Origin of the sequence: Winogradskyella sp., assembly GCF_045105575.1 — a bacterium.
Lineage (GTDB): Bacteria > Bacteroidota > Bacteroidia > Flavobacteriales > Flavobacteriaceae > Winogradskyella.
The window spans coordinates 107,611-119,933 of the sequence record NZ_JBGCDQ010000042.1; the positions used below are offsets into that span (position 1 = coordinate 107,611).

Sequence of the window (12,323 nt, forward strand, 5' to 3'; positions counted from 1 at the left end):
ACAATAATACTAAAAAAAAATAATTTTATGTATTTAATCGGAAAAAAGATTAATATCGTCGGTGTTTTAGTGTTTATTTCTTCTTAATTACAGTTCAAAATGAACTCAGTTAATTTTTCGCTATGAGTCCACGTGTTAGCCATCCACTTTTGTTAGCGGTGATAATGGCATAAGGAGCAATCCAGAATAAGCCAAAGGTGAATAAAATGCTATAAGCATAAGCCCACAATCCTTCTGACGTTTTATATTTACTTGTGAAAAATAATACTGAAAAAGTAGAAGCAATTAAAATACTAACGAGTGTAGAACCAAAAAACAAAAGTGGGTGAATACAAACAAAAAACAACATAGAGATTAAAAGTGGATAACACATAAGTATTTTTAAGAACTGACTTATAAATAAAACGCGAGTTCCAGCTTTTCCTTTAGTTCTAAAATTACTGAAAACGTATTTTGCCATTTCTAAATTTTCACGCACATTACTTCTTCCCCAGCGTATAAACATTTTGTATAAACCCATGTATTGAATAGGTACATTGGTATATGCCACAGCATTTTTTTGAAACAATACGTGCTTCCCTTGTTTTAATATCATATTGGTCATGGCTCTATCTTCACCAATATCTGAAGCTTTTCCCATAAAGGTTTGGTTGATCCATTTTGGTAAACAGGCGTGTACAGCAGTACTCTTATAAGCAGCTAAAGCGCCTGGTGTACACAATACTGAATTTAAGTTACTTTCTGCTGAACGGACAAATTCAAAACTCAGTACAAAACTAACATCCAACATTTTAGGAAGGATTTCTTTTTTATTATTTAAAACTCTAATATTACCAGCAACTGCGCCACAGTTGTCATCTTTTACAAAAGGGCTCACTAAGTTTCTTAGCGTGTCTTCGGTAACAATAGAATCGCTATCTACGGTAACATAAATCTCACCAGTGCCTAAATTGAAACCACGGTAAAGGGCATGTCGCTTACCAAGATTTTTAGCTTGTTGATAGATTTCTAGACGGTCGCCTAGTGTCTTTTTAGCATCTTGCATCCAACTCCAAGTATCATCCATACTGCCATCATCAATAGAAATAATTTGAATTTTGTGTTTTGGGTAATTACTGTTGTCTAAACTAACTAAGGTATCCCAAACTTGTTTCCCTTCATTATAGGCAGGCACAATCACTGTAACGGTCGGTAAATCTTTGTCTGAAACAGAATCTACAGGTTTATATTTATAGTAGTTGTACGCTTTATATATAAAAAATAAGGCTTTAAAGGCAAATAGCGTAATTGCTAAAAGTATAAAGATGTAACCGATGGTAGATGTCATTCGGTCAGCATTGAATTGTTCAAAGTCACCACTAAAAACAGTAAACAAATAAATACCCATAAGAAGCATTAAAAACGTACTGACTAATACAATTTTATTATACGGACTTTCTATTTTAGACTTACTTGTTAAAAATAGATTAACCGTATTTGAGAGTTTTTGTGTTCTGCTTTTGATGTTGGAAAGAATCGTATTCTGAGGTATTTTTTTTGAGGCCATGTGTTTTTATTATAGATTAACTACAATAGAAATACGTTTGGTTTTTTAGTTTAGATGGTTTTCGTTTTTATTTAACAGTAAATGGTCTGATTTAGTAGTTTGAATTCTAAAATTCTATTTGTTATATTCGGATGTTACTATACGTTTTTTTTACAAATATATAATCAAGGGCAAATCAGGTCTTAAATCAAACGATTTTCCTTGAATGTCATTGTCAAAGTGAAGTTCCATTAAATGTTCTTTACCATTTTTAACTGTCAAATTTTCAATTTCATTTACTGCTTTAATCGTTTTTGTTTTTAAGTTCAAATTACTTGAAGTAATTATAATTTCTGTTACTTTCTGTGCTCCATTTGGGTGCTTAAATAGCGGTTTCCAACTTGTGTCATCTGTAGGGAAATTTTCTAATTCTGTTATGGATTCAAATGTTCCATTTTGCATGTTTGGGTGTACCACAAAAACAGAAGGTTCTTTAAGATTCGTTTTTGAATTTTTAGCAGCATATATGTTTTCATCTTTATTCATCCATTCTTGATGATATTTTACCTTTTCAAATGGAATTTTGTCGACATGATACGTTTGCATTTTTAAAGCTATACTATAAGGTGAGGCTCCATTTTTATTAAAATTAGCTCTTTTGGTAAAATCTAAGTCTTTATGTATTGTATTATTTTGCTCTAACTGGCTGTGGTCATAAGCAAAAATCAATTCCAAGTAGCTGTTTAAAAAATAGAAATAACGTCCTGCTGTGCCTTGTCCTTTGTGTATTGGTGATAGTGAATCAGGTAGAGAGGTAAATCCAATAGCTGTTAATCGTTGCTTTGCCAGTTTTGGGTTTTGAACCCAAATATTAAAATGGTCAACTTGTAAATCTGTTGAAATTTCTTCATTTATTTTAAGTAAATTTATATTTGTTTTTTTGCTTTTACAAGATGACAGATTAAATAAAAAAGCTAAAATTAGGATGTTGTAATAGATTTTCATTTTGTGTGTGGTATTTCGTTTTATTGGATTAGGGTTTAATGAAAGCCCATAAACCGCTATTATATTTACTTTTAGGGTGTAATTTTTTTATTTCTTTATTCTTGTGAATTAATATACTATGGATTTCTAATAAAAGTGTCAACTAATTGACGTGTTTTGTATTAGAGGTTTGTTTTACGGAAATCTAAATACAATTTCTCCTTTTTTATTTATATAAACTAGCTTATCGTTAACTAAAACTTTTGCTAAATCGCCTTTAAAATTAGGATGAGACTTTTTAAAAGAAAGCTCAAAGGCTGGATTACCCTGTTTATCTATATACTGATATCCGTTTTCGTTAGAATACACAAGAGCCAAACCTTCTGCGAAATCGTAACCGTATTTATATTTAGAGCCAGTGATAAGTCTTCCTTTACTTGAGAGGTAGCCAGCTTTTCCAGATTCATCATAAGCCATTATAACATCTGAAAAATAACTTTTCTTAGAAATTTGTCGGTATTTTGGTGCTACAATATAATCTCCGTCTTTGTTAATTATACCATACATTTTACTTTTAATATCTTGAACGATTGCACGGTTATTTTTAAAATCTGAAACATTTTTAAATTTATTAAAAGGAATAATCAATTTGCCATTTTTATCTAAATAGCCAATTGTATTAGATGCTTTATCTCTTGCAACAACAAGACCTTCATGGTAGTTACCAGCTAAGTAGTCTATTGGAAATTTCATCTTGCCTTGCATGTCAAAATAACCTAATTTCATCATTGTAGGTTCATCTGAATGATAAGAAACATGAAAGGTTATTACACCATCGCAAACTTTATCATTTAAATAGAGTAATTCTATGCCTTTAGATACATACCTTTTCTGACTTTTAAATGCTTTTACTGGGTCGAATAAAATTTCTCCTTTTTTATTAATTACAGACCTAACTGCGTGATTATCTTTTTCAATAACTGCGTAACCACTGTTAAAAGGATAACCTTTGTAGAGAGTTGGTTCAACTATTATTTTGCCATTTTTGTCGATATAACCTGATTTATTATTTAAGCGAACAACCGCCATACCTTCCTTAAAATCACTTGCTTCGTGTAAATATTGTTGAAATCGTAAAGGAATTACTAAATTGCCTTTTGCGTCTATGTAACCGAGTAAAGTTTTATTAACTTGTCGCTTCGTTACTGCGCATAAACCTTCACTGAAAATACCAGTAGAAGTATATTGTGGTTGAACAATCACATTTCCTTTATTATCTATAAAACCATACAAATTATTTTGTTTAAAACGGTATAGTTTATCGTAAGTGTCTTGAGCAAAGCCAAGATTAAACGTGAACATAATTGCAAATAAGAGTAAAACTTTTTTAGCCATTAGTTTTCCAATTTTTTAAATCAACCTTTCTAAAATATCTATTTTTTTCAAAATGGTTTAAACAATATTTTAAATTACGTGCACCTAAGTTTTTTTTAACATCGTTTTTTAGACAGGCTTTTGCTAAGAAATAACTAAATTCAAGTTTTGTATCCTTAAATTGCTTTTTGCCTTTTTCAAAAAAATCGATTGCTTTATTAACATCTTTTACATCATTGACATAAAACTCGTAGTATTTATCAAGGTTTGCTTTTAATATTCTAATATCCAATTTATCTTCACTAGCCATTAATTTATTCAAATAGCCTTCTGCTGCTTTAAAATCTTTTAACTGCTGATTATAAATAAAAAGCATGTGTGTTTGTTGTAGATTACCATTTACTTTATAATCATAATCCAGTAGCTGATTGAAAGCCTTTTTATTTTTCGAATTAATACTCATATCAATTAAAGAATAAAAATCATCTTCTTTTATCGTTGTGTTTATTCCATAGGTTTGTTTATTCTTTTCTCTATAGTGTTTTAGGTATTGATTAACGTCAAAATCTTTAGCCTTAGACATCCTATTGAAATCATCAATATTTCGATATTTTTTAAATAAAAATTTCAAACCTTGAGTTAGAGAAATTGCAGGCATTTCATTATGATTGGCATTAAATTGAGACACCTTTAAATTATTCTTTTCGACATTTTTATTAATATATTTAGCTAGTTCGTTAAATCCGTAATCTTTAACTCCATAACCAATAAATATATTGGTATTTGAATTGGTTTTTAAGTATGATGTTATTTTATTTTTAAACGTATCAGAATAACCGCCTAACGAAAGGGAAATTATGCCTTTAAATGGGTTAGATTCTTGAAAAGGTAAACACATCACAAAATGAGCTGTGTTAGAGTGCCCAATTATAGAATTATAACCAGAATTGCTATAATTTGTTTCTATGTATGGAATAACTTCATTAAAAATAAAGTTCTTTAGTTTTTCAGAGCCTTCGGAATATCTTGTTTCATCAATATTTGGATATTGACTAACATTAGGTGTAGTTTCATAACCTCTATCGTTATGAAAGATGCCTACAACTATAGCCTGTGGTATAACATCTGACGCATAATCATAACCATCGTCGTCTATGGTAAGTTTACTTAAATGAGAAACATAATTTGAAGTTAAATTAAATAACATGCCTCCATCTAATGTATAAATTACTGGATATTTTTTTTGAACTGTCGTACTTTTTTGGAACATATATTTTGATTGTTCTTTTTTGGTTGGGGAAATACTTAGAATCTAATTCGACTACATTAAATTTTATCGAACTAGTCTCAGTTTTGGATTGGCCCAATACGAGTTGAGAGGCAAATATTATAGTTAAAATATTGAATAAAATTTTCATATTATTTAGTTTTAATAAGTTTCAATTTAGTCACTTTTTGATAAACAATGAATTATTTCATTGTAACGATTTTAATTGTTTTTCTCTGCTATTTTATAATTTTTTCAAAAACTATATCTTTTAAATTCTGTCCTGAAACCTTTAAAGATTCGACAGTTCCGTTCGCTTTAGTATTAAAATCTATTTTAGCAAAGAATGATTGTTTAGAATAAAAACTAATTGTTGAAAGCGGGAATAATGCAATTTCATTGAATGTTGGATGTTTCGTAAAAAGTTTATCGTCTTTTATATATAGCTCATAAATAGTATCAAGAATAGCGCTTTTGTAGAATCCAACATATTTATTTAAATCTATGGCATTTGGTATTTCTAAAGGTTTTACTTTTTTACAAGCGTAGGTCATATCTGCCATGTGATAATAAAACTCATTTTCATAAAAAACAAATTTGAAATATGGAATTGGATAATCAAATTCGTTCTCACCAGTTTGAGGTAAATATAATTTTTCTGTTGCGCCAAAATCTTGAAAATAAAGTTTACCGTTCTCTGCAATTATATTGTAATAAACACCTGGGAACATTTGGTAAGTTCCTTCAAAGTTTTTCAATTCGTCATTATTTAAAACTTTAAAGGTTTCTTTTTCTTGAACATTTTTTTTTAATAATAGCTCTAATGATTTATACATAATATCTAAACCTGTTAAACCGCCTTTGTTCGAAAGATATAGTAACGATAATTGATGTTTAGGTGCATGTAGTATATAAGACCGATAACTCTCAGTTCCGCCTCCGTGAAACACAATATCAATACCTTTATAACGGTCTACCTGTAACCCTAAACCATAGTTTGTAGCTCTACCAGAATTAAGAATGGTTAATTCTTGCATTTTTTTATAAAATTCAGGTTTTCCTAATTTTACATTTTGGTAATTTTTTGCCCATAATGTCAAATCATTTATTGTTGTATAGATGCCAGATGAACCAATAGTAGATAATTCTACTGGAAAATTTATGTATGTATTACTCAATTTGTCATAAGCGTAAGCTTTATTTATTACAACATCATCAGTATAAGCAACTGCTTTTGTACTATTCATTCCTAAAGGTTTAAATATTCTTTCCTGTAACTGTTCAGTAAATGGTTTATTTTCAACACGTTCTATAATTTCTGATAATATTATAAACCCAGTATTATTGTATATAAGTTTTTCACCTGGCTCAAAATCCACTAATTTGTTACCTAAAAGCATTGTTACTACCTGCCCATGGTGCATAAATTTTTCACCTTTTAATTTTGCTATTTCGTCTGGATTAGACAATCCATGAGTATGATTAGCAAGTTGTTTGATAGTAATTCTGTAAGGTAAATCTTTAAGTTCTGGCAAATATAAGCTAATGTCATCTTCGAGAGAGAGTTTGCCTTCCTCTTCTAGAAGTAGTGCGAGAAATATTGTAAACTGTTTCGAGTTTGAAGCGATATTAAAAGTTGTTGAATTATTTATTGGAATCTGGTGCTCTATATTTGCCAAGCCACTAGCATTAGTATAAATGACCTCTTCGTCTTTAATAATAGACACAATAGAACCTCTTTTGTCGTTTTGATGATGAGCTTCAAATAAAGAATCTAATTCTTTTATTGTTTGTTTATCCAAAGTTGAGGTTTGTCCAAATATAGACTGACATAAGAAAAACATAACAATGGTTATTGTCTTTAAAGTGTATTTCATTTTAAGATGTGTTTTGTTGTTTAGATGTTTAACAAATTTGAAGAATTTTATAACCTTAAATGTCCGATTAAAGAAAGTCGAACTCATTTTATATTATTTAATGAGTTCGAATTAAAATCGGACTGTATCTAACTTTTTGATTTTCTAAATTCTAAAGGTGTTTGGTTTGTAGCTTTTTTAAAAGCAGTATAAAATGAAGATTTAGAATTAAAACCAACCTGGTACAATATTTCTAAAACAGTTAGTTCTTTTTTGGTAGGGTCTGTTAGCAATTTTCTTGCATCATTTATTCTATACTCATTTATAAAATCAAAGAAATGTTTATTTAAATGATGATTGATTAATATAGATAATTCCTTTTCTGGTATATCAGTTTGACTGGCTAATTTTTGCAATGTTAATTCAAAATCCAAATAAGGTTTTTCTTTTTCCATGAAGGAAGTGAGTTTTTGAATATATGTATTTTCTGTGCTTACATCTGTTTTAGTTTCTTCGTTTACCAAAAGTGATTTTACAGGGTTCAAATTTATGTTTACACCTGTAAAAAGTTTTGGTTGATATAGTGCCTTTAGAACAAAAAATATGGTTATTGATAAAACCGAAAAACTTATTAAGATATTTATATTTAGAACATATTTTTGAAATAAAGAATTAGACAAATACCATCTCAGTAGTACAAAGGAATGTGCTAAACAAGTAAATGCTGTAATCTGAAATAACCACTTATAAATGGCGTAATTAGCATTTGAGTAATTCTCTAGGTACACCACTTTATATTTCTTTAATGTTATAAATATGGCAAGTATGTATATTAAGAATTGTATTTCCAAAATAATTTCATAAGCTAGTATAGCTTGGCTTGAAGAGTTTGTTTTGTAAAGAAAAATAAAGAATATTAGAAATAATAAAAAATGACCTAAATGATTAATGATTATCTTAAAATTTGAATAACAAGCCGATAGGACGTAGAGATAAAATAAAGGCAGTTGAAGTAAGCTGGAAGCTAGTTTTAAATTATGAATAATGGGATATTCTATTGTTCTATTTGTGAAAAAACCTATTAAGTCAAATGCTATTAATAATAGGTAAATACCAAAAATTCTATTAGATATTTTGTTTGTAGTTTTAACTGTAAAAAGAAAGAAGGAAAGAAGTGTTAGAATAAAAACAACAATTTTTCCAATGGTCTCAATGATTTCTAATTTGTATTCCAATAGTTTTATGTTTTTCTGTGGATTTTACTTTTATTGAGATTAATTTTTAAATGTGAAAGAAATTAAAATAACTCAAGTTTAATATAGTAAGGAACATCTATTTTATAATTATTAAAAGTCAAACGTTTTATTCAGAAATAATTATTCCGTTAGTCATTTCGCTATGAGTTGGTTTTTCGACCCAATTTTCCATAAAGTCAAAATTTTCTTTACTAACATCAAATTCAAAAGTTTCTCCTTTTTCGCTATTCCGTTTCATTACTCTTTCTAATCGAGTTTCTTTTGAAATGTCCAAAAAATGAGTTTTCAGTTTATATCCATTTGTATTGGCAAATTTTCTAAATTTTTCTCTGTGCTCAAATTTTCATAATCCTAAGTCTAGGATTGAGTTAATTTTTGAATTTTCTAATTGCGTAACCAATTCTATTATCATTTTTTATGCTCTTTCAATTCTTTCTAAAAACCATTCCAATCCGTCATCAGGTTTTTTATCGGTAAGAAATAATGTTTTGTTCCACTTGTCAATAGAAAAGATTATTCCGTTATTGTTTTTTTAATTTTGCCGAATAGGTTGTCTTTCCAGAACCTTTATTTCCAACTATGAGATGAATCATTCACGATGTTTTTTTAAATGTGTGGTAACGGATTTGTTTAAGAACAGTAGGGCGGAAAAAACGCACGAACCATTCGGTTAAACACAAGCCGAATTTTTAAATTTTTCTTATTATCTTTTTTTTTCTCAGTAAGCCAAATTTAAAGATTTGGCGACCTCGAAATAGTGCTTGAAACATTGGGTTAAGTACCAATTGTCCTATTGTTTTTATACGTTGTTAGCACTAGTTTTTATTCAGTTATTTGTTTAAATATTTTCGCACTTTGAATTGCGTCATCAACTGCATTAGTATATTCCTTACCTCTTAAATTTTTCCAATTCAAATCTAAATTCGATTTTCTCCCTTTATAAATGTCGTTTATATTAATAGAATTATTATTGTATTCATTATTATTCTCTATAAATGGATTTTCAATAGAATATTTATGAAAATACCAGCTAATAAATCTATAGTCAAAACCATTGTTAGGACTTACAAATATTGGTTTTCCAATTGAGTTTATAGAAATCCATTCATAAAATTCATTCATCACTTTTTCAGGTTCAGCAAATTTTTGAATTTCTATTTCAGAAAGTCCGTGATGTCCGTAAATGCTTTTATTAGAAATTGGTTTGAGTTTGCCGTAAAAAGTTCTTTTCAGAGAATTGTCAACTATCACAGCTCCGAATGCTATCATAGAATAATCGCTAGGTATTGGTCCACTTGCCTTAACTTCTACAACAAAGTATGTTTTTTCTTTCTCTTTGTTAAAATGATGCAGACATCTCTTAAAGTTCCAATATTTTTCAAAATCGATGTCATTAGTGAAATCCGTAAAATAATTTAATATGTCTTCAACGTCATTTGTTTTATTTTTTATTACTTTACTTTCCTTTACTATAAAGTCAAAAACATCGATAGGCATATCTCCGTGTTCTGAATAATGGCTTAAAACAAAAGTGTTTATGTTTAAATTATCAATTAGGTTAATTACCTTTTTTGATTCACTGGACAGCTTGTTTTTGGCGTTAATAATATTTTCTAAAGTATCAAATTGAACTAATTCTTCGATTATTCTTTCTACTTCAAATCCATCTAAATCCAGAGGTAAAACAAGATAATTATAATCAATAAAGTGAATAATATCTTTTGAAATATTATCAGTTTTTTGTTTAGTTACTATCATTGAAATATTTTGTCCCATATCGGTTTTTTAAGTTGGTGCTAACGGAATTGTATAAGAATAGTAGAACGGAAAAAAGGCTGTTACTATTCGGTTAAACACAAGCCGAATTTTTAAATTTTTCTTATTACTTTTTTTCTCAGTAAGCCAAACTTAAAAATTTGTCGACTTCGCAAAAGTTCCTGGGCATTGAGTTAAGCGACTATTGCCCTATTATTTTTATACGTTGTTGTGCATAGGCTTTCTATTGCATTCCTTATATATTTTTTCAATATCTACATCTTCAATATCTACATCTTCAATATCTAATTCATCAAATGAATCAATAATATAGTTGATTATTTCTTCTTGACTAAATAACTTACAGTAATTTGGGTTTAATTCATAGACTTTGAAATTTGAATAAAAAAGCTCTGCTCCATCTTTAAACCATCCCATTTGTTTTTTTTTAATAGTTTCATTCGTATATTCAAATTCGTTATTATCTGACAAATGATAATATCCTGAAAAACCACAAGATTCATATCTGTGATTATAAAAAGAATTAATACCACAAACTTTACAATATTCAGAATTTAAGTGTTTTTCAAAAATTATCGGGTGGAACAATTTCCGATATCTATGAGGAATTTTTGATACAAGTTTTCCAAAGCCATAGAATGAAGTTGATAGATAATCTTGCTTGTAGTTTTTGAAATTTAATGTCATAAAACTAGGCTGTTTCTAATAATCAAATTCAGTTGCGACATTTTGTAAATCTTCCCATAAATGTTTTCCATTAGCAGTTATTAGAAATTGGTCATCACAATCGATAGAAGTTTGACCTAAATGATAATGCTCTCTGCAAGCTACAAAATTCCAACTGCCTGTTCTTATCTTACCAAATTTTCCACAAGTTTCACAAGTATATCTGCTTGCTACAACAAACTTTTCATCTAAATATTCTAAATACTCTGAATCTTTAAATTTATCATCAAAAATTAACCCAACTCTTAACTCAGCCCATTTTTCTTTCACAACACCTAAACGTTTGTTCCAACCTAATTTATTAATTTCATTAAGGTAGTTAATCAGTAATGTACTCCAGCCTTCACGAATTTCAAGTCTAATTCCATTTAAGGCACAAATTTTTTTCAAGTCCCAATGATTAATATTTTCATTTATAATCAAATCCTTATAATCTTTTACGTTTTTGTTAGTATAATCTTCATCTGGTTCAATCATTTTATTCTGTCCCAAATTGTATAAGAACAATTCTTCTTTATTCATTTTTTGCTTTACCAGCTTACCATTTGAATAAGTGTAGAATGTTTCTTTATATAGTTCAGAATCACTTTTATTGGTTGGTATAAAAAGAGTAATTATGTTTTTAAGTAGTTTTTTCATAAGCTTATGCACAACGGTTTTATGTATGATTTCGTTGCGTGGTTTAAGCATTAAAATTAGCAAATAAAACACAGATAGAAAGTAGACTGTAAATAGCAATGAATTATACACGGTGTTAGCATTTCGTTGTTATTTTTATTTCTAACTATTCGGCTTAATTCCGTTTTTCTAGAGTCTGAGTGAATTCGTTTAGCGATTTAATTAGCAAATTTTTTCAATTCCGATTGAGTGAACAATTCCGAAACTAGCTAAATTCCGATTTTGCCTTTCAATTCCGATTTAATTAATAAATCCGATTCTATTTTAGAAATGAACTTACTAAACCAAAAATTAAAGCAGAACCAAGATTAGAGGTTCCATATGGGTTAAATGAATCGATTTTATTTCCTCTAAAATTATTTTCAAATATTAAACTTGATTTGCTGTAAATGAAACTATCATTATTTAATAAATAAATGTCGTTCAATTTTGTAGTTTCATTATATGACGAAAATAGTAGATTGTTTTTTGAAAAGTCTATATTTTTAAAATCTAAAGTGTAATCGTTAGTATTTAAATCCAAATTGAAACTTTTAAAAAAATTAGTTTTAGTCAATAACGAATCTTTCGATTGTGCATAAATTGATGTACTAAAAACCAATAAAGTCAGGAATATTATTGTTTTCGTCTTTTTCATTTCATTTTATTTTTTGTTCCACAAACTTGCTCATCAATGAATGCTAACGGTTTTGTGTATGGTTAGTTGCGTGTTTAAGCAACTAATTTAATGAACAAAAACTAACGCGAGAAAATTCCGAAGGAATTTTCCAAATAAGCACTTGCCAAAGCAATTAATTATACACATTGTTGGCTGTAGTATTTTTATTTCCATTCTTGATTAAATCTTAACTCGTAAAACATTTCGTAAACTCTTTTAAGTC

The 12,323-nt window shown here is 28.5% G+C and carries 11 protein-coding genes; all 11 read right to left on the reverse strand.

The features are described 5' to 3' along the window. Positions 1–109: 109 nt before the first annotated feature. The 11 genes from AB8B52_RS10645 to AB8B52_RS10695 all read right to left on the reverse strand — a co-directional run bounded on the left by AB8B52_RS10645 (position 110) and on the right by AB8B52_RS10695 (position 12,079). A complete protein-coding gene (locus AB8B52_RS10645; protein WP_406027896.1) occupies positions 110–1,546 on the reverse strand; it encodes a glycosyltransferase in 1,437 nt (478 codons plus the stop codon). Positions 1,547–1,696: 150 nt separating this feature from the next. Next, a complete protein-coding gene (locus AB8B52_RS10650) occupies positions 1,697–2,530 on the reverse strand; it encodes a VOC family protein (RefSeq protein WP_406027898.1) in 834 nt (277 codons plus the stop codon). A gap of 174 nt (positions 2,531–2,704) precedes the next feature. Then, positions 2,705–3,904, reverse strand: coding sequence for a WG repeat-containing protein (locus tag AB8B52_RS10655; protein ID WP_406027899.1), 1,200 nt, complete (start codon positions 3,902–3,904; stop codon positions 2,705–2,707). Continuing rightward, positions 3,897–5,153: an alpha/beta hydrolase gene (locus tag AB8B52_RS10660; RefSeq protein WP_406027901.1), complete on the reverse strand. Its 1,257-nt coding sequence runs from the start codon at positions 5,151–5,153 to the stop codon at positions 3,897–3,899. The genes AB8B52_RS10655 and AB8B52_RS10660 overlap by 8 nt, the downstream gene beginning before the upstream one ends. Positions 5,154–5,389: 236 nt before the next feature. After that, a complete protein-coding gene (locus AB8B52_RS10665; RefSeq protein ID WP_406027903.1) occupies positions 5,390–7,027 on the reverse strand; it encodes a serine hydrolase domain-containing protein in 1,638 nt (545 codons plus the stop codon). A gap of 128 nt (positions 7,028–7,155) precedes the next feature. Beyond that, positions 7,156–8,241, reverse strand: a complete 1,086-nt coding sequence (locus tag AB8B52_RS10670; RefSeq protein WP_406027905.1) for a helix-turn-helix domain-containing protein — start codon at positions 8,239–8,241, stop codon at positions 7,156–7,158. Positions 8,242–8,368: 127 nt separating this feature from the next. Beyond that, positions 8,369–8,536 carry a hypothetical protein gene (locus AB8B52_RS10675; protein WP_406027907.1) on the reverse strand — a complete coding sequence of 56 codons (168 nt, stop codon included), beginning with the start codon at positions 8,534–8,536 and terminating at the stop codon, positions 8,369–8,371. 548 nt (positions 8,537–9,084) lie between these two features. Further along, the gene (locus tag AB8B52_RS10680; protein WP_406027909.1) at positions 9,085–10,038 is read right to left on the reverse strand and encodes a hypothetical protein; all 954 of its coding nucleotides are present in this window, start codon (positions 10,036–10,038) and stop codon (positions 9,085–9,087) included. A gap of 198 nt (positions 10,039–10,236) precedes the next feature. Then, positions 10,237–10,725, reverse strand: a complete 489-nt coding sequence (locus AB8B52_RS10685; RefSeq protein ID WP_406027911.1) for a hypothetical protein — start codon at positions 10,723–10,725, stop codon at positions 10,237–10,239. Positions 10,726–10,740: 15 nt separating this feature from the next. Beyond that, positions 10,741–11,403 (reverse strand): hypothetical protein, encoded by a 663-nt coding sequence (locus AB8B52_RS10690; protein WP_406027913.1) that lies wholly within the window; start codon positions 11,401–11,403, stop codon positions 10,741–10,743. Positions 11,404–11,701: 298 nt separating this feature from the next. Continuing rightward, entirely contained in the window at positions 11,702–12,079 is a 378-nt protein-coding gene (locus AB8B52_RS10695) for a hypothetical protein (protein WP_406027915.1), read from the reverse strand. Positions 12,080–12,323: the final 244 nt, after the last annotated feature.

Bases quoted from the DNA above. Each gene is read 5' to 3' on its own strand.
- AB8B52_RS10645 (WP_406027896.1), bottom strand. From the start codon at position 1,546: ATGGCCTCAAAAAAAATACCTCAGAATACGATTCTTTCCAACATCAAA.
- AB8B52_RS10650 (WP_406027898.1), bottom strand. From the start codon at position 2,530: ATGAAAATCTATTACAACATCCTAATTTTAGCTTTTTTATTTAATCTG.
- AB8B52_RS10655 (WP_406027899.1), bottom strand. From the start codon at position 3,904: ATGGCTAAAAAAGTTTTACTCTTATTTGCAATTATGTTCACGTTTAAT.
- AB8B52_RS10660 (WP_406027901.1), bottom strand. From the start codon at position 5,153: ATGTTCCAAAAAAGTACGACAGTTCAAAAAAAATATCCAGTAATTTAT.
- AB8B52_RS10665 (WP_406027903.1), bottom strand. From the start codon at position 7,027: ATGAAATACACTTTAAAGACAATAACCATTGTTATGTTTTTCTTATGT.
- AB8B52_RS10680 (WP_406027909.1), bottom strand. From the start codon at position 10,038: ATGGGACAAAATATTTCAATGATAGTAACTAAACAAAAAACTGATAAT.
- AB8B52_RS10685 (WP_406027911.1), bottom strand. From the start codon at position 10,725: ATGACATTAAATTTCAAAAACTACAAGCAAGATTATCTATCAACTTCA.
- AB8B52_RS10690 (WP_406027913.1), bottom strand. From the start codon at position 11,403: ATGAAAAAACTACTTAAAAACATAATTACTCTTTTTATACCAACCAAT.
- AB8B52_RS10695 (WP_406027915.1), bottom strand. From the start codon at position 12,079: ATGAAAAAGACGAAAACAATAATATTCCTGACTTTATTGGTTTTTAGT.